Origin of the sequence: Streptomyces sp. BBFR102, from assembly GCF_051397025.1 — a bacterium.
Taxonomy (GTDB): Bacteria; Actinomycetota; Actinomycetes; order Streptomycetales; family Streptomycetaceae; genus Streptomyces.
This window is the reverse complement of the sequence record NZ_CP195757.1, coordinates 5,921,948-5,944,246: the sequence shown is the minus strand read 5'-3', so window position 1 is coordinate 5,944,246 and position 22,299 is coordinate 5,921,948. Positions and strand designations below refer to the sequence as shown.

Sequence of the window (22,299 nt, the reverse complement as noted above, 5' to 3'; positions counted from 1 at the left end):
GCCGTCCGTCGCGGTGCCGGCGAGCAGCGAGAGGACACCGGCGTACGCGGTGCTGTCGGCGGCCGCGCCGAGCAGGGCGGCGGTGCCGTCCTCGTCGGCGGGGACGGCGAGGTGGACGGCGCGCTCGCCGAAGGTGGCGGCCAGGGCCTCGGTCCACGCGTCGTCGTGTCCGGCCGGGGTCAGGACGAGCCAGGTTCCGGCCGGGCCCTCGTCGGCGGCGTTCCGGAGGGGGACGGGCTGCCACGTGACGCGGTAGCGCCAGCCGTCGAGCAGGGTGCGCTCGGACAGGCCGCGGCGCCAGGTGGAGAGGGCGGGCAGCACGCTCGACAGGACCGTGTCGTCCAGGTCGAGGGTGGCGGAGAGCGACTCCAGGTCCTCGCGCTCCACGGCGGCCCAGAACGCGGCGTCCGCCGGGTCCTGGGCGGTGGCCGTGTGCGGCCCCGTGGCCGGCTCGGGCCAGTACAGCTCGCGCTGGAAGGCGTAGGTCGGCAGGTCGGTGCGGCGGGCGCCGGTACCGGTGAACCAGGCGGTCCAGTCGACGACGACACCGGCGGTGTGGAGCCGGGCCAGCGCGGTGAGCAGCGCGCGCTCCTCGGCCCGGTCCTTGCGCAGCGCCGGGACGCTCACGCTGCCGGTTCCGTCGGCGGCCGTGTCGAGGACCCGGGCGGCCATGCCGGTGAGGACCCCGTCGGGGCCGATCTCCAGGTAGGCGTCGGCTCCCGCCTCGGCGAGGGTACGGACGCCGTCGGCGAAGCGTACGGTCTCGCGGACGTGCCGCACCCAGTACTCGGGGTCGGTGAGCTGACCGGGCTCGGCGAGGGCGCCGGTGACGTTGGAGACCACCGGGACGCGCGGTTCGGCGTACTCCAGGCTCTCCGCGACCCGGCGGAACTCGGCGAGCATCGGCTCCATCAGCGCCGAGTGGAAGGCGTGACTGACCGGCAGAGGCTGCGTCTTGTACCCCTCCCCCGCGAACTCGGTTGCCAGGGAGAGGACTTCCTCCTGCTCACCGGCAATGACGACGGAGTCGGGACCGTTCACGGCGGCGAGGGACAGGCCGTCGGTCAGCCGGGGCGCCACCTCGGCCTCGGCCGCCCGCACGGCCACCATCGCCCCACCGGAGGGGAGCTCCTGCATCAGACGGGCGCGGGCGGCGACCAGCGCGCAGGCGTCGTCCAGCGAGAGGACCCCCGCCACATGAACCGCCGCGATCTCCCCGACCGAATGCCCCGCCACGAACTCCGGCGAGACACCCCACGACTCCACCAGCCGGAACAGCGCCACCTCCACCGCGAACAGCGCGGGCTGCGTGTACCCGGTCGCATCCAGCAGCGCCGCCGCCTCCGAACCCTCCTCCGCGAACAGCACCTCCCGCAGCGGACGCTCCAGCCCCGTGTCCAGACGGGCCGCCACCGCGTCCAGCGCCTCCGCGAACACCGGGAAACGCCCGTACAGCTCCCGGCCCATCCCCGCACGCTGCGAACCCTGCCCCGAGAAGAGCAGGGCGAGGCGGCGTTCCGAGGCGCGGTCGCGGACGGTCTCCAGGGGGTCGCCCCCGGCGGTGACGAGGTGGACGGCGCGGTGGGCGAAGACCCCTCGGCCGGTGGCCAGGCTGTAGGCGGTGTCGAGCGCGGGGACCTCGGGCCGGGCCTGAGTGAAAGCGGTCAGCCGTGCGGTCTGGGCCGCCAGGGCGTTCTCCGAGCGGGCCGAGACCAGCCAGGGCAGGACGGACGGCTCGGTGGCCGGGTCCGTGGCCTCGGCGGTGTCCGGTCCGGGCTGCTCCAGGATGACGTGGGCGTTGGTGCCGCTCACGCCGAAGGCGGAGACGCCCGCCCGGCGCGCACGGCCCGTCTCGGGCCAGGCACGGTGCTCGCGGAGCAGTTCCACGGTGTCGTCTGACCAGTCGACGTGCGAGGACGGCGCGTCGACGTGCAGGGTGCGCGGCAGTTCGCCGTGGCCCAGGGCGAGGACGGTCTTGATGACACCGGCGGCGCCCGCGGCGGCCTGGGTGTGGCCCAGGTTGGACTTGACGGTACCGAGCAGCAGCGGCTGCTCCGGGTCGCGGCCCTCGCCGTAGGCGGCGATCAGGGCGTGGGCCTCGATCGGGTCGCCCAGGGTGGTGCCGGTGCCGTGCGCCTCGACGGCGTCGACCTCCGCCGGGATGAGGTGCGCGTCGGCCAGCGCCTGGCGGATGACGCGCTGCTGGGCGCGGCCGTTGGGCGCGGTGAGGCCGTTGGAGGCGCCGTCCTGGTTGACGGCCGAGCCGCGCAGCACGGCGAGGACGGGGTGGCCGTGGCGGCGGGCGTCGGAGAGGCGCTCCAGGACGAGGACGCCGGCGCCCTCGCCCCAGGCGGTGCCGTCCGCGGCGTCGGAGAAGGCCTTGCAGCGGCCGTCGCCGGCCAGGCCGCCCTGCGCGGTGAACTCCACGAAGGCGTCCGGGCTCGCCATCACGGAGACGCCGCCGGCGAGGGCCAGGGTGCACTCGCCGGAGCGCAGCGCCCCGGCGGCCATGTGCAGGGCCACCAGCGCCGAGGAGCAGGCGGTGTCGACGGTGACCGCCGGGCCCTCCAGCCCCAGGGTGTAGGACAGGCGGCCGGACATCACGCTGGCGGTGGTGCCGGTCGCGGCGTGGCCCCGCACGTCGGTGGTGCCACGCCGCAGCACGGTGGCGTAGTCCTGGCCGTTGGTGCCGACGAAGACGCCGGTGGCGGTGGAGCGCAGGCCCTGCGGGTCGATGCCGGCCCGCTCCAGGGCCTCCCAGGAGGTCTCCAGCAGCAGGCGCTGCTGGGGGTCCATCGCGAGAGCCTCGCGCGGGGAGATGCCGAAGAACGAGGCGTCGAAGAGTCCGGCGCCCTGGAGGAATCCGCCCTCCAGGGTGGCGGAGCCGCCACGGGCCAGCGAGTCCAGGTCCCAGCCGCGGTCGGCGGGGAAGCCGGAGACGGCGTCTCGGCCCTCGCCGAGGAGCTGCCAGAGCTCCTCGGGCGACTCGACACCGCCGGGGAAGCGGCAGCCCATGCCGACCACGACGACCGGGTCGGTCTCCGTGGCGCGGGGAGCCTCGTCGGCCGCGTTCCCGCCCGCCGCCGGCTCGGGCAGGTCGCCCAGGATCTCGGTCAGGAGGTGGGCGGCCAGGTCGCGGGCGGTCGGGTGGTCGTAGACGAGGGTGGCGGGCAGGCGCAGGCCGGTGGTGGCGCCCAGGGTGTTGCGCAGTTCGACGGTGGTGAGCGAGTCGAAGCCGAGGTCGGTGAAGGCCTGGTCGGGTTCGACGGCGTCCGGGTCGGGGTGACCCAGGACGGCGGCGACCTGGGAGCGCAGGAAGTCCAGCACGTACCGCTCGCGGGCGGGGCCGGTCAGGGCGGCGACCTGGCGCCGCAGCGCCGGTTCGGTGTCGCCGTGGGCGGTGGCCGCGCCGCCGGTGGCGCGTACCTCGGGCAGGTCACCGACGAGGGCGCGGTGCGGGGCGAAGACGGCGGCGTAGCGCGGCCAGTCGATGTCGGCGATGAGGAGCGCGGTGTCGCGGTGGCCGACGGCGGCGTCGAGGGCGGTGAGGGCGTCCTCGGGGCTCATCGGGGTGAAGCCGCCACGCCGGACCCGGTCCTCGACGCCGGTGCCCTCGCCGGCCATGCCGGTGCCGGACCAGGGGCCCCAGGCCACCGAGGTGGCGGGCAGGCCCTGTTCGCGCCGGTGTTCGGCGAGGGCGTCGAGGTAGGCGTTGGCGGCGGCGTAGTTGGCCTGGCCGGCGGCGCCGAGGGTGCCGGCGGCCGAGGAAAACAGGACGAAGTCGGTGAGGCCGAGGTCGCGGGTCAGCTCGTGGAGGTGGGCGGCGGAGCGGGCCTTGGCGTCGAGGACGGCGGCGAACCGCTCCGGGGTGAGGGTGTCCAGGAGGCCGTCGTCGAGGACGCCCGCCGCGTGCACCACGGTGGCGAGGGGGCGGTCGGCGGGCACCTCGGCCAGGAGCGCGGCGAGCGCCTCCCGGTCGGCGGTGTCGCAGGCGGCGAGGGTGACCTCGGCGCCCAGTTCCCGCAGCTCGGCGGCGAGTTCGGCGGCGCCGGGGGCGTCCGGGCCGCGCCGCCCGGCGAGCAGCAGGTGCGGCGTACCGCGCCCGGCCAGGAGCCGGGCGACGTGGGCGCCGAGGGCGCCGGTGCCGCCGGTGATCAGGACGGTGCCCTCGGGGGCGAACGGACGCGCCGGTTCCTGGGGGGCCGGGTGGTGGGCGATCCGCCGTGCGTAGGTGGCGGAGGCGCGGACGGCGAGCTGGTTCTCCGTGCCGGGCACGGCCAGGAGGTGCGCCAGCCGGCGGGCTACGCGGGCGTCGAACTGCTCGGGCAGGTCGACCAGGGCGAGGCGGCGCGCCGGGTTCTCCAGGGCGGCGGCCCGGCCGAGGCCCCACACACCCGCCTGCCCGGGACGGGCCAGCCGGTCGGCGCGTCCGGTGCTCACGGCCTGCCGGGTGACGATCCACAGGGGCGCGGTGATCCCGGCGTCGTCCAGGGCGTTCAGGGCGGTGGCCGTCGGCGCCACGCCGCCGGTCCCTGCCACGTCGTCGGCGGTGGGGGCGGTGTCGAGGGCCAGCAGGGCGAGGACGCCGGTGAAGCCCTCCTCGGGGCGCGGCAGCCGGCGCAGGGTGTCGGCGAGCGCGGCACGGTCGGGGTCCGCGAGGTCGACGGTGACCTCGGCGGTGTCCAGGCCGAGGGTGTCCAGCAGGGCGGCGGTCTCGGACGCGGCGGCGCCGGCCGGGCGCAGGACCAGCCAGGTGCCCTCGGGCCGTCCGGTGGGGGCGCCGTCGAGCGGCTTCCACACGATCCGGTGGCGGCGGCCGTCGGCGACGGCCTGTGCGGTGCGGCGGCGCCGCCACGAGGACAGGGCCGGCACCAGGGCGGACAGCGTGTCGTCGTCCAGGCCGAGGTCGGCGCCGAGCGTGGGCAGGTCGGCCCGCTCGACGGCCGACCAGAACGCGGCGTCGGCGCCGGTGTCGGCGGGGCCTGCGGCCGTGGCCGGGGTGAAGGTGGTGTCGGGCCAGTAGCGGCTGCGCTGGAAGGCGTAGGTGGGCAGGTCGACGCGGCGGGCGCCGGTTCCCTCGAAGGCGCCGGTCCAGTCGACGGCGGTGCCGTGGACGTGCAGCCGGGCGAGGGCGGCGGTGAGGGACGACACCTCGTCGCGGTCGCGGCGCAGCGCGGGGACGACGGTGACGGGCCGGGCACCGGTGGCGTCGGCCGGGTCGGCGTCGAGGACGTCGCGGGCGGCGGCGGAGAGGGTGCCGTCGGGGCCGAGTTCCAGGCAGGAGGTGACGCCCTGGCGGGCGAGGGTGCGTACGGCGTCGGCGAACCGGACGGTGGCACGGACCTGGCCGACCCAGTACTCGGGCGAACGCAGTTCCTCCGGGGTGGCGGGGACGCCGGTGACGGTGGAGACCACCGGCACGAGCGGCGTCTCGTAGGTGAGGCCGCGGGCGACACGGGCGAAGTCGTCGAGCATGGCGTCCATGCGCGGCGAGTGGAAGGCGTGGCTGACCTTCAGCGCGCGGGTGCGGCGGCCGTCCTCGGCGAGGCGGGCGGCGACGGCGGCGACCGGCTCCTCGTCGCCGGCGATCACCACGGCGCGCGGGCCGTTCACCGCGGCCAGGGAGATCCGGTCCTCGCGTCCCTCCAGGAGGGGCAGTACCTCTTCCTCGCTCGCCTCGACGGCGACCATGGCGCCGCCCGCCGGAAGGGCGGCCATGAGGCGGCCCCGGGCGGCGACGAGGGCGCAGGCGTCGTGCAGGGAGAAGACCCCCGCCACGTGGGCGGCGGCGATCTCACCGACGGAGTGGCCGGCGACCTGGTCGGGGCGTGCCCCCCAGGACTCGACGAGCCGGTACAGCGCCACTTCCAGAGCGAACAGGGCGGGTTGCGTGTACGCCGTGTCGTGCAGGAGCGCGGCTTCGGCAGTGCCCTCGTCGGCGAAGAGCACCTCGCGCAGCGGGCGGTCCAGGTCCTGGTCGAAGCGGGTGAGGACGGCGTCCAGGGCTTCGGCGAAGACCGGGTGACGGTCGTACAGCTCCCGTCCCATGGCCGGGCGCTGACTGCCCTGGCCGGTGAAGAGGAAGGCGAGCCCTCCTCGTGCGGGGGCGCCGGTGAGCAGCGAGGCGTCGGGGGTGCCCTCGCGCAGCGCGGTGAGCGCCCGCAGCAGGCCGTCCCGGTCGCCGGTGAGGACGGCGGCGCGGTGCTCCAGGGCGCCGCGGGTGGTGGCCAGCGAGTGGGCCAGGTCCACCAGCGGTACGTCCGGACGGCCGGCGAGGTGTCCGGCGAGGCGGTCGGCCTGCTCACGCAGGGCGGCCGGGGTCCGGGCGGAGAGCACGACGGGGACGCCCGGAGGCAGGGTGGCCGGGTCGCCGGCGGGGACCGGGGGTGCGGAGGGCTCGGTCGCGGGCTCCTCGGGCGCCTGCTCGACGATGGTGTGGACGTTGGTGCCGGAGAGGCCGAAGGAGGAGACGGCGGCCCGGTGGGGGCGTCCGGTCTCGGGCCACGGCACGGTCTCGGTGGCCAGGTCGATGGCGCCGGAGCTCCAGTCGACGTGGCTGGAGGGGGTGTCGACGTGCAGGGTGCGCGGGACGGTGCCGTGCCGCATCGCCATGACCATCTTCATGACACCGGCGATGCCGGAGGCCATCTGGGTGTGGCCGATGTTGGACTTCACCGAGCCGAGCAGCAGCGGCCGGTCCCCGGGCCGGTCCTGCCCGTACGTCGCCAGCAGGGCCTGGGCCTCGATCGGGTCCCCGAGGGCGGTGCCGGTGCCGTGGCCCTCGACCACGTCCACCTCGCCCGGGGTGAGCCGGGCGTTGGCGAGGGCCTGGCGGATGACGCGCGCCTGGGAGGGGCCGTTGGGGGCGGTGAGGCCGTTCGAGGCGCCGTCCTGGTTGACGGCGGAACCCCGGATGACGGCGAGGACGGGGTGGCCGTTGCGGCGCGCGTCGGACAGCCGCTCGACGAGGACCAGGCCGACGCCCTCGGCCAGGCTCATGCCGTCGGCACCCTCGGCGTACGCCTTGCAGCGGCCGTCGGGGGCCATCGCGCGCTGGCGGCTGAAGCCGGTGAACGCCTGCGGGGTGGCCATGGCGCTGACGCCGCCCGCCAGGGCGAGGGTGGACTCGCCGTTGCGCAGCGACTGGCAGGCCAGGTGGAGCGCGACCAGGGAGGAGGAGCAGGCGGTGTCCAGGGTGACGGCCGGGCCCTCCAGGCCGAAGGTGTAGGCGAGCCGGCCGGACATCACGCTGGAGATGGTGCCGGTGATCAGGTGGCCCTCGGCACCCTCGGCGCCGGCGCCGCCCGCGGTGTAGTCCTGGTAGCTGGCGCCGATGAAGGTACCGGTCATGCTTCCGCGCAGGGTCGCGGGGTCGATGCCCGCGCGCTCGATGGCCTCCCAGCCGGTCTCCAGCAGCAGGCGCTGCTGGGGGTCCATCGCCAGCGCCTCGCGCGGGGAGATCCCGAAGAAGCCGGCGTCGAAGTCGGCGACGTCGTGGAGGAATCCGCCCTGCGTGGAGTAGGTGGTGCCGGGCCGGTCGGGGTCCGGGTCGTAGAGCGCGTCGGCGTCCCAGCCCCGGTCGGCGGGGAAGCCGGTGATGGCGTCGGCGCCGGCCGCGATCAGCTCCCACAGGGCCTCGGGCGAACTGACGCCGCCGGGGTAGCGGCAGCTCATCGCGACGACGGCGATCGGCTCGTCGTCGGTGGCGGCCGTGGTGCGGAGCGGACTCTCGGAGTCGGCGGCGGGACCGCCGACCAGGCCGCGCAGATAGCCCACGAGGGTGAGCGGGTCCGGGTAGTCGAACACCATGGTGCTCGGCAGGGTGAGGCCGGTGACGGAGGCCAACCGGTTGCGCAGGTCGACGGCGGTGAGCGAGTCGAACCCGATGTCGCGGAAGGCGCGACGCTCCGACAGCACCTCCGGGGAGGCGTGGCCGAGGACGGTGGCGGCCTCCGAGCGGACGAGTTCCAGCAGGAGGCGGTCCTGCTCGCCGGCGGGCAGGGAGCGCAGGCGGTGGGTGAACTCTCCGGCCTCGCCGGCACGGGCCTCGTCCTGCTCGGTGAGGCGGCGGACCTCGGGCACGTTCTCGAAGAGCTCGGTGGGCCGCGAGGAGGTGAAGACGGGGTGGTAGCGGTCCCAGTCGACGTCGGCGACGGCGACGGCGCCCTCGTCCCCGTCGAGGACCTGCCGGAGTCCGGCGAGGGCGAGCCGCGGGTCCATGAACTCCAGGCCGCTGCGGCGGATCTGGCCGGGGTCGACCCGGCCGAGCTTCATGTCGTCGGCCCAGATGCCCCAGGAGATCGCGGTCCCGTGGGCGCCTCGGGCGCACCGGTGCTCGGCGAGCGCGTTGACGTGGGCGTTGGCGGCGACGTACGCGGCGTGCCGGCCGCTCCCCCACATGCCGGCGGTGGACGAGTAGAGGACGAACGCGTCGAGCTGGTCGTCGTCGAGGAGTTCGTCGAGGTGCGCGGCGCCCGCGGTCTTGGCGTGGACGACCTTGGCGAACGCGTCGAGGCTGGTCTCCTCGATGGACTGGAGCTCGATGACGGCGGCGGTGTGGAAGACGCTGCGGACGGTGCGGCCCTCGGCGGTGAGACCGTCGAGGAGCGCGACGACCGCCTCGCGGTCGGTGACGTCGCAGGCGGCGACGGTCACCCGGCAGCCGCGTTCGCCGAGTTCGGCGGCGAGTTCGGCGGCGCCGGGGGCGTCCGCGCCGCGGCGGCTGGTGAGGACCAGGTCACGGGCGCCCTGGTCGGCGAGCCAGCGGGCCAGGTGCGGGCCGAGCGTTCCGGTGCCGCCGGTGACCAGGATCGTGCCGCGCGGGCTCCAGCGGCCGGTGCCGGTGGGCGCCGGGGCCGGGGAGACGCGGCGGGCCAGGACGCCGGAGGCGCGGACGGCCAGCTGGTCCTCGCCGGTGGTGCCGGACAGGACGGCGGCGAGACGTTCGCCCGCCCGGCGGTCCAGGGTCTCGGGCAGGTCGACGGTGCCGCCCCACCGGTCAGGGTGTTCCAGGGCCGCGGTCCAGCCGAAGCCCTGGACGAGGGCCTGGGCGGGCCGGGTGAGGCGGTCGGCACGCCCGGTGGAGACGGCGCCGCGGGTGAGCGCCCAGAAGGGTGCCTCGATCCCGGCGTCGCCGAGTGCCTGCGTCAGTGTGACGCTGAGGGCGAGACCGGTGGTGAGGACCGGGTGGGCGGTGCCGGTGGACTCGTCGTCGGCCAGCAGGGAGACCACTGCGGCCGGCTCGGGCAGGTCGCGCAGCCGCTCCGTGAGAACTGCCCGGTCGGCGTCGGCGTCTGTCAGCGCCAAGGGCAGGGTCCGGGCGCCGTGCGCGGTCAGCTGCTCCGCCACGGCGGCGGCGTACTCCGGGTCGGTGCCCTCCGCGGTGACGAGCAGCCAGGTGCCGTCCAAGGTGGCGGAGGGGAGCGCGCCGAGCGGCTTCCAGGTGGCGCGGTAGCGCCAGGACCCGACGGTGGAACGGTCGCGCTTTCCACGGCGCCAGGTGGAGAGGGCGGGCAGCAGCGGGGCGAGCGCCTCCCGGTCGAGTTCCAGGCGGGAGGCGAGGGACTCCGCGTCCTCCCGCTCGACCTCGGCCCAGAACTCGGCGTCGGCGGGGTCGCCGTCGCCGGAGCCCTGCGGGCGGGCGGAGACGGCCCACAGGTGCTCGCGCTGGAAGGCGTAGGTGGGCAGGGGTGTCCTGCGGGCGCCGGTGCCCGCGTAGACCGCGTTCCAGTCGGCCCGGCCGCCGCGCACCCACTGTTCGGCGAGGGAGGTGAGGAAGCGCGCGGTGCCGCCCTGTTCGCGGCGCAGGGTGCCGACGGCGACGGCCGGGCGGGCGGCCTCCTCGGCGGTGGCCTGAACGGCCATGGTCAGCACGGGGTGGGGACTGATCTCGACGAAGAGCGTGTGCTCGGTGTCGAGCAGGGCGCGCACGCCGTCCTCGAAGCGGACGGTCTGCCGCAGGTTGCGGTACCAGTAGGCGGCGTCCATGCCGATGGTGTCGAGCGCGGTGCCGGTGACCGTGGAGTGGAACGGGACACCGGCGGCGCGGGGTGCCACCGGGGCGAGGATGTCGAGGAGTTCGGCCTCGATCCGCTCCACCTGTGCCGTGTGGGAGGCGTAGTCCACGGCGATCCGGCGGGCCCGCAGGTCGCGGGCGGCGAGCTCCGCCTGGAGGGCGTCCAGGGCCTCGGGCGTACCGGCGAGGACGACGGAGCGCGGGCCGTTGACGGCGGCGACGGAGACCGCGCCCGCGTGGGGGATCAGGTACTGCTCGGCCTCGGCGGCGGACACCTGGACGGACATCATGCCGCCGGCCCCGGCCAGGACCCGGCGGATGGCCTGGGAGCGCAGGGCGACGACGCGGGCGCCGTCGTCGAGGGTGAGGGCGCCGGAGACGACGGCGGCGGCGATCTCGCCCTGGGAGTGGCCGATCACCGCGTCGGGGGTGACGCCGTGGGCCCGCCACAGCCCCGCGAGGGAGACCATCACGGCCCAGGTGGCGGGCTGCACGACGTCGACCCGGTCCAGGGTGGGCGCGCCGTCGGCCTGGCGGACGACGTCGACGAGGTTCCAGTCGGTGTACGGGGCCAGAGCGGCCGCGCACGCGTGGAACCGCTCGGCGAACACCGGTGAAGTGTCCAGGAGTTCGGCCCCCATGCCCGCCCACTGGGAGCCCTGGCCGGGGAAGACGAAGACGGTGCGGCCGTCGGTGTCGGCGGTGCCGTGGACCACCTGGCCGGTGGACTCGCCCGCACCGAACGCGGCGAGCGCGTCGGTGAGTTCGCCGGTGCCGGCGCCGAGGGCGACGGCGCGGTGCTCCAGGACGGAGCGTGCGGTGATCAGGGTGTGGCCGACGTCGGCGGGGTGCGGTGCCGCGCCGGAGGTGACGTGGGCGGCGAGGTGGGCGGCCTGCTCGCGCAGGGCGGAGGGGGCGGCGGCCGAGAGAATCCAGGGCAGGGTGCCGCCTGCGGGCAGGGTGGGTTCGGCGGCGGGGGCGGGCTCCTCGACGGGGGCCGCCTGTTCCAGGATGGCGTGCGCGTTGGTGCCGCTGATCCCGAAGGAGGAGACGGCGGCGCGCAGCGGGCGGTCGTCCCGGGCCCAGCCGGTGTTCTCGGTGACGAGGCGGACGGTGCCGCTGGACCAGTCGATGTGGCTGGAGGGCTCCGCGGCGTGCAGGGTGCGGGGCAGGGTGCCGTGGCGCATCGCCATGACCATCTTGATGACGCCCGCGACACCGGCGGCCGACTGGGTGTGGCCGATGTTCGACTTCACCGAGCCGAGCAGCAGCGGGTTGTCGGGGTCGCGGTCCCTGCCGTAGGTGGCGTGCAGGGCCTGGGCCTCGATGGGGTCGCCCAGGGCGGTGCCGGTGCCGTGCGCCTCGACCGCGTCGATGTCGTCGGGGGTGAGACCGGAGGCGGCCAGGGCCTGGCGGATGACGCGGACCTGGGAGGGGCCGTTGGGGGCGGTCAGGCCGTTGGAGGCGCCGTCCTGGTTGATGGCGGAGCCGCGGACGACGGCGAGGACCTCGTGGCCGTTGCGGCGGGCGTCGGAGAGCCGCTCCAGGACGAGGATGCCGACGCCCTCGGCGAGGGTCATGCCGTCGGCGCTCTCGGAGAAGGCCTTGCAGCGGCCGTCCCGGGCGAGGGCCCGTTGCCGGCTGAACGCGATGAACGGCATCGGGTTGGTCATGACGGTGGCGCCGCCCGCCAGGGCGAGGGTGGTCTCGCCGTTGCGCAGCGACTGGCAGGCCAGGTGCAGCGCCACCAGCGACGAGGAGCAGGCGGTGTCGACGGTGACGGCCGGGCCCTCCAGGCCGAAGGAGTAGGCGAGACGGCCGGAGAGCACGCTGGGGCTGGAGCCCGTGACGGCGTGGCCCGCGGACCCGTCGTCCATGGCGACGCCGTAGTCCTGGTAGGTGGAGCCGATGAAGGTGCCGGTGGGCGTGGAGTGCACGGCGGCCGGGTCGATGCCCGCGTGCTCGAACGCCTCCCAGGTGGTCTCCAGCAGGAGGCGCTGCTGCGGGTCCATGGAGACGGCCTCGCGCGGCGAGATGCCGAAGAACCCGGCGTCGAACTCGCCCGCGTCGTGCAGGAATCCGCCCTGCGTGGAGTAGGTGGTGCCGGGCCGGTCGGGGTCCGGGTCGTAGAGCGCGTCGCCGTCCCAGCCCCGGTTGACCGGGAACTCCGAGATCGCGTCGGTGTTGTCGGCGACGAGCTGCCAGAAGGCGTCGGCGGAGCGGGCGCCGCCGGGGAAGCGGCAGCTCATCCCGATGATGGCGATGGGCTCGTCGGTGACGGCGGGGCCGGTCGCCACGGGGGCGGTCTCGGCCGTGCCGAGGAGTTCGGCACGGAGGTGGCGGGCGAGGGCGAGCGGGTTCGGGTAGTCGAAGACCAGGGTGCTCGGCAGCGCGAGTCCGGTGAGGACGGCGAGCCGCTTGCGCAGTTCGACGGCGGTCAGCGAGTCGAACCCGGCGTCACGGAACGCCTTCTTGACCGGCACCCCCTCGGCGGAGGTGTGCCCGAGCACGACGGCGGCCTCGGCCCGCACGAGGTCGACGAGCAGGCGCTCCTGTTCCTGCTCGGTGAGGCCGCCGAGGCGGTCCGCCAGCCCGGAGACGGCACCGGGTGCCCCGGAACTGCCCAGGGCCCCGACGGTGTCGACCGTGTCGAAGAGACGGCTGGACCGGGCGGCGGTGAAGACCGGGTGGTACTGCTCCCAGTCGACGTCGGCGACGGTCACGGCGGTCTCGCCGCGTACGACGGCCCGGCGCAGCTCCGTCATGGCGGTGGCGGGGTTCAGCAGCCGCAGGCCGACGCGTTCCAGGTTCTCGGAGACCGTCCGGTGGGCGCTGGCCATGCCGACCTCGGCCCAGGGGCCCCAGGCGACGGAGGTGGCGGCGAGGCCGCGCGAGCGGCGGTTCTCGGCGAGCGCGTCGAGGTAGGCGTTGGCTGCGGCGTAGGCGCTCTGGCCCGCGCTCCCCCAGACCCCGGCGACGGAGGAGACCAGGACGAGGAAGTCGAGGTCGTGGCCGTCGAGGAGGGCGTCGAGGTGGGCGGCGCCGAGGGTCTTGGCGGCCATGGCGGCGGCGACCTGGCCGAGCGGGGTGTCGGCGAGCGGCGCGGCCTGGCCGACGCCGGCGGCGTGCACGACTCCGGTGAGGGGGGCGTCCTCGGGCACCGCGGCGAGGACCGCGGCGAGGGCGTCGCGGTCGGCGCTGTCGCAGGCGGCGAGGGTGACACGGGCGCCCAGTTCCTCCAGTTCGGCGCGGAGTTCGGCGGCGCCGGGGGCGTCGGGGCCGCGGCGGCCGGTGAGGACGAGGTGGGCGGCGCCGGAGCGGGCGAGCCAGCGCGCGGCCTCGGCGCCGAGGCCGCCGGTGCCGCCGGTGACCAGGACGGTGCCGGAAGCGGTGAACTCGTCCTCGCGGGGCAGGGCGTCGCCGGGGTGGCGGACCACTCGGCGGGCCAGGGTCCCGCCCGCCCGGACGGCGAGCTGGTCCTCGCCGTCACGGGTGGCGAGGACGCTGACCAGACGCTGGGTGGCCGGGGCGTCGAGGACCTCCGGCAGGTCGACCAGACCGCTCCACTGCTCGGGGCGTTCCAGGGCGGCGACCCGGCCCAGGCCCCAGGCGGCGGCGCGAGCGGGGTGGGTGAGCGGGTCGCCGGGGCCGGTGGAGACGGCACCGCGGGTGACCGTCCACAGCGGGGCGGTGACGGAGGCGTCGCCGAGTGCCTGGGCGAGGACCACGCCCAGGGCGAAGCCGGCCGGGAGTCCGCCTGCGGGTGCGTCGGTGCCGGTGGCCTCGGGGTGGGCGGCGTCGGCGAGCGGCAGCAGCGACAGGATGCCGCTGACACCGGCGGTGCCGTCCGCCGCGGCGTTCTCGACGGCGGCGCGCAGGGTGCGGGTGAGGCGGTCGCGGTCGAGGTGGGAGGCGTCGAGCACCAGGCGCCCGAGGACGGCGCCGTGGCCGCGCAGGGCGGCGAGGACGGTGTCGGACGCGCCGTCGTCGGCGGTGGTGACGGCCAGCCAGGTCCCGTCGAGCACCGGGGCACTCTCGGTACCGGCGGGCTGCCAGGCGATCCGGTAGCGGGCCGCGTCGAGGACGGCGCGTTCCTGACGGGCGCGGCGCCAGGAGCTCAGCGACGGCAGCAGCGCGTAGAGGGAGGCGTGCTCCTCGTCGCGGAGGCCGAGGAGCCCCGCGAGCCCGGCGGCGTCGCCTCGTTCGACGGCGGTCCACAGCTCGGCGTCGGCGGGGTCGCCGGTGCCGTCGCCGCTGCGGCGCACGGTCGGCGCGGTCGTGTCCGGCCAGTAGCTCTCGTGCTGGAAGGCGTACGTGGGCAGCTCGACGGTGCCGGCGCCGGCCGGGTGGACCGCGCCCCAGTCGACGCGGACGCCGCGGACGTGGAGCCGGGCGAGGGCGGTGAGGACGGACTCGTGCTCCGGCCGGCCGCTGCGCAGCGTCGGGACGGCGTCGGCCTCGGCGGCGTCACCGAGGGTGTCCTGGGCGGCGGCGCACAGGGAGCCGCCGGGGCCCAGTTCGAGGTAGGTGGTGGCGCCGGCCTCGTGGGCGGCGCGCACGGCGTCGGCGAAGCGGACGGTGGAGCGCACGTGGCGGACCCAGTAGTCGGCGGTCCGCAGGTCGTCGCCCTCGGCGAGGCGGCCCGTGAGGTCGCAGGCCACGGGGACGGTGGGCTCGTGATAGGTCAGGCCCTCGGCGACCTCGCGGAAGGCGTCCAGGACGGCGTCCATGCGGGGCGAGTGGAAGGCGTGGCTGACCCGCAGGCGGCGGGTGGCGCGGCCGAGGCCGGCGAAGTGCGCGGCGATGCCCGCGGCGGCCTCCTCCTCGCCGGAGACGACGACGGCCGACGGCCCGTTGACGGCGGCGAGGGAGACCACGTCCTCCTGCCCCTGGAGCAGGGGCAGGACCTCGTCCTCGGACGCCTGGAGCGACCACATGGCGCCGCCCTCGGGCAGGGCCTGCATCAGGCGTGCGCGGGCGGCGACCAGGGCGCAGGCGTCGTCCAGGGAGAGGACGCCTGCGGCGTGGGCGGCGCCGATGCCGCCGACGGAATGGCCGAGGAGTACGCCGGGACGCACGCCCCAGGACCGGACGAGCCGGTACAGCGCGGTCTCCAGAGCGAACAGAGCGGGCTGGGTCCAGCCGGTCTCGTACAGGGCGGCGGCGCCCGGGGTGCCCTCCTCGGCGAACATGACGTCCTTGAGGGAGCCGTGCGGGGTGCCGTAGGGCGCGTCGACGAGGAGCACGTCGAGGCGCGCGACGACCTCGTCCAGAGCCTCGGCGAAGACCGGGTGCCGCTCGTACAGTTCGCGGCCGGTGCCGGGGCGCTGGCTGCCCTGGCCGGTGAAGAGCAGGGCGGTGCGGCCGGTACCACCGGTCTCGCCGAGGACGAGCGCCGGGTCGGGGCGGTCGGCGGCGAGGGCGGCCAGGGCGCGGCGGGCGTCGTCGGCGGTGCCGACGACCACGGCGCGCTGCTCGAAGGCCGGACGGGTGGTGGCCAGCGAGTGGGTGACGTCGGCGGGGGCGTCGCCGGGGCGCGCGTCGAGGTGGGCGAGCAGCCGGGCGGCCTGGGCGCGCAGCGCGGGCCGGGTGCGGCCGGAGAGAGTCCAGGGCAGGACGGCGGGTTCGGCGGGCGCGGGGACGGCGGACCCGGCGGGGGCGGACTCGCCCTGTTCCAGGACGATGTGCGCGTTGGTGCCGCTGATGCCGAAGGAGGAGACGCCGGCGCGGCGCGGGCGACCGGTCTCGGGCCAGCGGGCCGGCTCCTGGAGGATGCGGACGTCGCCGGACTCCCAGTCGACGTGGCGGGAGGGGCTGCCGGCGTGCAGGGTGCGGGGCAGTTCCCCGTGGCGCATCGCCATGACCATCTTGATGACGCCCGCGACACCGGCGGCGGCCTGGGTGTGGCCGATGTTCGACTTCACCGAGCCGAGCAGCAACGGCCGCTCCTCGGGCCGGTCCTGGCCGTACGTGGCGAGGAGGGCCTGGGCCTCGATGGGGTCGCCGAGAGCGGTGCCGGTGCCGTGCGCCTCGACGGCGTCGATGTCGGCGGTGGTGAGGCCGGCGGTGTCCAGGGCCTGGCGGATGACGCGCTGCTGGGAGGGGCCGTTGGGGGCGGTCAGGCCGTTGGAGGCACCGTCCTGGTTGACGGCGGAGCCCCGGACCACGGCGAGGACGCGGTGGCCGTTGCGGCGCGCGTCGGAGAGCCGCTCCAGGACGAGCATGCCGACGCCCTCGGACCAGCCGACCCCGTCGGCCTCGTCGGAGAACGCCTTGCAGCGGCCGTCGGGCGACAGGCCGCGCTGGCGGGAGAACTCGATGAGGGAGGTCGGCGTGGACATCACCGTGACGCCGCCGGCCAGGGCGAGCGAGCACTCGCCCGAGCGCAGGGCCTGCATCGCCCAGTGCATGGCGACCAGGGAGGAGGAGCAGGCGGTGTCGACGGTGACTGCCGGGCCCTCCAGGCCCAGGGCGTAGGAGACGCGGCCGGAGGCGATGCTGGGGGCGGTCCCGCTGCCCTGGTGGCCCTCGAAGCGCTCGTCGGCGAGGGTCGCCGAGTAGTCGCTGTACATGACGCCGGCGAAGACTCCGGTCCGGCTGCCGCGCAGGCCCACCGGGTCGATACCGGCGTGCTCGACGGCGGTCCAGGACGCCTCCAGCAGCAGCCGCTGCTGGGAGTCGGTGGCGAGCGCCTCACGGGGGCTCATGCCGAAGAAGCCCGCGTCGAACTCGCCCGCGTCGTGCAGGAAACCGCCGTAGCGGGTGTACGAGGTGCCGGGGTGGTCCGGGTCCGGGTGGTACAGGGAGTCGAGGTCCCAGCCGCGGTTGACGGGCAGGCCGCCGATCGCGTCGGTGCCCTCGGTGACCAGGCGCCACAGATCGTCGGGCGAGCCGACGCCGCCGGGGTAGCGGCAGCTCATGCCGACGATGACGATCGGGTCGTCGGCGGTGGCCGGCGTCCGCGGAGCGGGGGCGGGGGCCGCGGTCTCCGGGGCGTCGGTCAGCTCGGCCAGGAGGTGGCCGGCCAGGGCCGCGACGGTCGGGTAGTCGAAGGTGACGGTGGCGGAGGTGCGCAGGCCGGTGGCGGCGGCCAGCCGGTTCCGCAGCTCGACGGCGGTCAGGGAGTCGAACCCGAGATCCTGGAAGGGGCGTTCGGGGTCGATGTCGGCGGCCGAGGCGTGACCGAGGACGGCGGCCGTCCGGTCGCGCACCAGGTCGACGACGGCCTCCGTACGGGCCTGCTCGTCGAGCCGGGCGAGCCGCTGGGCGAGGCCGAGGGCTGCCTCGGAGCCGGTGCGTACCGTGCGGCGGGCGCGGGTGCGGACCAGACCGCGCAGGAGCGGGGGCACCTCGCCCCGGCCACGCAGGGCGGCCAGGTCCAGGCGGACGGGGAGGACGGCGGCGCGGGGCAGGGCGAGGGCGGCGTCGAACAGGGCCAGGCCCTGTTCGACGGTGAGCGGGGGCGTGCCGGAGCGGGACATGCGCTCCAGGTCCCGCTCGGACAGTTCGCCGGTCATGCCGCCGTCGAGGGGCACCCACGGGCCCCAGCCGAGGGAGAGGCCGGGCAGCCCGGCGTCGCGGCGCAGGCGGGCCACGGCGTCCAGGAAGGCGTTGCCGGCCGCGTAGTTGGCCTGACCGGGGGCGCCGGTGGTGCCGGCGAGGGAGGAGAACACGACGAAGGCGGCGAGGTCGAGGTCGCGGGTGGCCCGGTGCAGATGCCAGACGGCGTCGGCCTTGGGCCGCAGGACGGCGGCGAGCCGTTCCTCGGTGAGGGATTCGACCAGGCCGTCGTCGAGGATGCCGGCGGTGTGCACGACGGCCGTGACGGGGTGGGCGGCCGGTACGGCGGCGAACAGCCGGTCCACGGCTTCCGGGTCGGCGACGTCGCAGGCGGCGAGGGTGACCTCGGCGCCCAGTCCGCCGAGGTCGGCGGCGAGTTCGGCGGCGCCGGGGGCGTCGGGGCCGCGCCGGCCGGCGAGCACCAGGTGGCGTACGCCGTGCTCGGTGACGAGGTGGCGGGCGAGGGCGGCGCCGAGGCCGCCGGTGCCGCCGGTGACGACGACCGTGCCCTCGGGGTTCCAGGCGGCAGCGGTGGCCTCGCCGTCGGGGCGGACGCGGGCGAGCCGGGCGGCGAACACGGTGTCGCCCCGCAGCGCGGTCTGCGGTTCCTCGGCGGCGAGGGCCGCGACGAGCGCCTCGGGGTCGGTCGTGGCGACGGGGTCGAGGTCGAGCAGGCCGAACCGGTGGGGGTGTTCGGCCTGGGCGGAGCGGACCAGGCCCCAGACGGCGGCGGCGGCCGGGTCGGTGAGTGGTCCTTCGCCGACGGCGACAGCGCCGCGGGTGACGAACACCAGGCGCGCGCCGGCCCGGGTGTCCTCGGCGAGCCAACGCTGGATGTGCCCGAGGACGCGGGCGGTGCTCGCGTGGGCCTCGGCGGGTACGGCGTCGGGGTCGCCGCCGCCGACGGGGACGAGCACCAGGGCCGGTGTGTCGGGTCCGGCGGTCCCGGTGAGCGGGCTGACGGTGAGCCCGGCGGCGGTGAGGGCGGCGCCGAGCCGGAGGGGGTCGGCGCCGAGCAGGCCGACGGTGCCGGGTGCGTCAGGGGCGTCGGAGCCGTGGAGGCGGGTCCATTCGAGGTGGAAGAGGGCGTCGCGCTCCAGCACGCCGGCGGCGGCCCGGCGCGCGTCGGGGGCGGAGCGCAGCACGAGGGAGCCGACCGAGGCGACGGGTGCCCCGGTGGTGTCCGCGACGGTGAGGGTGACGGCGTCGTCGCCCGCGGGGGTGATGCGGACGCGGGCCTCGGCGGCGCCGGCCGCGTGGAGGGTGACGTCCTGCCAGGCGAACGGCAGGCCGCCGCGGGCGTCCTCGCCGAGCGGGGCCAGTGCGGTGGCGTGCAGGGCCGCGTCCAGCAGCGCGGGGTGCAGGCCGAAGGAGGAGGCGTCGCCCGCGGGTCCCGCGTCGAGAGCCACCTCGGCGAAGGTCTCCTCGCCCCGGCGCCAGACGGCGCGCAGGCCGCGGAAGGCGGGACCGTAGGCGAAGCCCGACTCGGCCAGGCCCTCGTAGAAGCCGTCGAGACCGACGCTCTCGGCACCGGCGGGCGGCCAGACGGCGGCGTCGAACTCCTCGCCGTGGTGGGCGCCGGAGGCCAGGGTGCCGGCGGCGTGCTGGGTCCAGGGCCGGTCGTCGTCGCCGTCGGGGCGGGAGTACAGGGTCAGGGCGCGGCGGCCGGTCTCGTCGGGGCTGCCGATCCAGACCTGGACCTGGACGCCGCCGTCCTCGGGCAGGGCGAGCGGGGCGGCGAGGGTGAGTTCCTCGACGCGGTCGCAGCCGACCTCGTCGCCGGCGCGGACGGCGAGTTCGAGGAAGGCGGTGCCGGCCAGCAGCACGGTGCCGCGCACGGTGTGGTCGGCGAGCCAGGGATGGGTGCGCACCGAGAGGCGGCCGGTGAGGAGCAGGCCGTCGGAGTTGGCGAGGGTGACGGCGGCGGCGAGCAGCGGGTGGTGGGCGGCGCCGAGGCCTGCGGAGCGCATGTCGCCGGTGAGCCCCATGACGCCCTTGGGCCAGAAGCGGCGGTGCTGGAAGGCGTAGGTCGGCAGGTCGGTGTGGCCGACGCCGGTCCCCTCGAACCAGCGGTCCCAGCGCACCGGGACGCCGCGCAGGTGGAGTCCGGTGGCGGTCTCGGTGAGGGTGGCGGCCTCGGGGCGGTCCTTGCGGAGCGCGGGCAGCACGGCGGCGTGCTCGTGCCCGGCGGCGTCCAGGACGGTCCGGGTGAGGGCGGCGAGGGTGGCGTCGGGGCCCAGTTCGAGGAAGAGCCCGGTGCCGTGTCCGGCGAGCCAGGAGACACCGTCGGCGAAGCGCACGGCGTGGCGGACGTGATCGGTCCAGTAGCCGGCGGAGGTGAGCTGCTCGACGGTGGCGGGTGCGCCGGTGAGGTTGGAGACGACCGGGACGGTGGGGGCCTGCGGGGAGAGTCCGGCGACGACCGCGCGGAACTCCTCCAGCATCGGGTCCATGAGCGGCGAGTGGAACGCGTGGGAGACCCGCAGCCAGCGGGTGCGGCGCCCGAGGGCCTCGACACGGGCGGCGACGTCCTCGACGGCGTCCTCGGCTCCGGAGACGACGACCGCGGCCGGGCCGTTGACAGCGGCGACGGAGACCCGTCCGGCGTGTTCGGCGACGAGCGGCGCGACCTCGTCCTCGGTGGCCTCCAGAGAGACCATGGCGCCGCCCTCGTCCAGGGCCTGCATGAGGCGGCCACGGGCGGTGACCAGGGTGCAGGCGTCGGCGAGGGTGAACACCCCGGCGACATGGGCGGCGGCTATCTCGCCGACGGAGTGGCCGGTGAGGTGGTCGGGGGTGACGCCCCAGGACTCGACGAGCCGGTACAGGGCCACTTCGAGGGCGAACAGGGCGGGCTGCGCGTACTCGGTGCGGTCGAGGAGCGCGGCCTCCTCGCTGCCCTCCTCGGCGAGGATCAGGGGCCTCAGCGGGCGGTCGAGCCCCGCGTCGAGGTGCTCCAGGATCTCGTCGAGGGCGCGGGCGAAGACGGGGAAGCGGGCGTGGAGATCGCGGCCCATGCCGGGACGCTGGGAGCCCTGGCCGGAGAAGAGCACGGCGAGCTTGGTACGGCCACGCAGCTGGTGGGTGGTGAGACCCGGGGCGTCCTCACCGGCGGCGAGTGCGGTCAGGACGGCGACGGCGGTGTCCCGGTCGGCGGTGGTGAAAGCCGCTCGGTGCTCCAGGGCGGAGCGGGTGGTGGCGAGCGCGTGGGAGACGTCCAGGGCGGGCGGCGCGGGCCGGGCGGCGAGGTGGTCGAGGAGCCGGGCAGCCTGGGCGCGCAGGGCCTCGGGGGTGCGGCCGGAGAGCAGCCAGGGCAGCGCCCCGGCGTCGACGGCCGGGGCGGCCCCGCCGTCGTCGGCGGCCGGCTCCTGGGGAGCCTCCTCGATGATGGTGTGCGCGTTGGTGCCGGACAGGCCGAAGGAGGAGACGCCCACGCGACGCGGCGCGTTCTCGCGGGACGGCCAGGGGGCGGGCTCCGTCAGCAGGCGGACCGAGCCCTCGCTCCAGTCGACGTGGGTGGAGGGCTGGTCGACGTGGAGGGTGCGCGGCAACAGGCCGTGGCGCATCGCCATGACCATCTTGATGACGCCCGCGACGCCCGCCGCGGCCTGGGTGTGGCTGATGTTGGACTTGACCGAGCCGAGGAGCAGCGGGTTGTCGGCCGCCCGGCCCTGGCCGTAGGTGGCCAGCAGGGCTTGGGCCTCGACGGGGTCACCGAGGACCGTGCCGGTGCCGTGCGCCTCGACGGCGTCGACGTCCGCGGCGGTGAGCCGGGCGTTGACCAGGGCGGACTCGATGACGCGCTGCTGGGAGGGACCGTTGGGGGCGGTCAGGCCGTTGGAGGCACCGTCCTGGTTGACGGCGGACCCCCGGACCACCGCGAGGACGCGGTGGCCGTTGCGGCGGGCCTCGGAGAGCCGCTCCAGGACGAGGACGCCGACGCCCTCGGACCAGCCGGTGCCATTGGCGGCGTCGGCGAAGGACCGGCAGCGCCCGTCGGCGGCGAGGCCGCCCTGGCGGGCGAACTCGACGAAGGTGGTGGGGCTGGCCATGACGGTGACACCGGCGGCCAGGGCCAGGGAGCACTCCCCCGCGCGCAACGACTGGGCGGCCAGGTGCAGGGCCACCAGAGAGGAGGAGCAGGCGGTGTCGACGGTCACGGCCGGTCCGACGGCACCGAAGAAGTAGGAGAGCCGCCCGGAGAGGATGCTGGTGGCGTTGCCGGTGAGCTGGAAGCCCTGAACGTCGTCGTCGGGGCCGACCCGGTAGTCCTGGGGCATGGCGCCGACGAACATGCCGGTGCGGCTGCCGCGTACGCCCGCGGGGTCGATGCCGGCCCGTTCGAAGGCCTCCCAGCCGGTCTCCAGGAGCAGGCGCTGCTGCGGGTCCATGGACAGCGCCTCGCGGGGCGAGATGCCGAAGAAGTCCGGGTCGAAGGCGGGCGCGTCGTGCAGGAAACCACCGGCGAAGTCGGCGGGGCCCTCGCCCAGGGCGGCCTCCCAGCCACGGTCCTCGGGCATGCCGGTGATGCCGTCCTCGCCGGCGACCAGCATCTTCCACAGGTCCTCGGGGCTGCTCACCCCGCCGGGGTAACGGCAGCTCATGCCGACGATCGCGATGGGCTCGGTGGCCGCCGCCTCCAGCTCGGTCACCCGCTGCCGGGAGCGCTTCAGATCGGCGCTCGCCCGCTTCAGGTAGTCCCGGAGCTTCTGTTCCTTGTCCAT

General features: G+C 76.1%; 1 protein-coding gene (running past one end of the window). It reads right to left on the bottom strand.

The window, feature by feature from the left end; translation table 11 throughout:
• A protein-coding gene (locus ACSLIC_RS26155; RefSeq protein ID WP_436740162.1) for a type I polyketide synthase crosses the window boundary here: on the bottom strand, window positions 1-22,299 show its 5' portion. The gene continues 6,339 nt to the left of window position 1, outside the view; only the first 22,299 of its 28,638 coding nucleotides appear in the window; the start codon lies at window positions 22,297-22,299; its stop codon lies beyond the left edge, outside the window.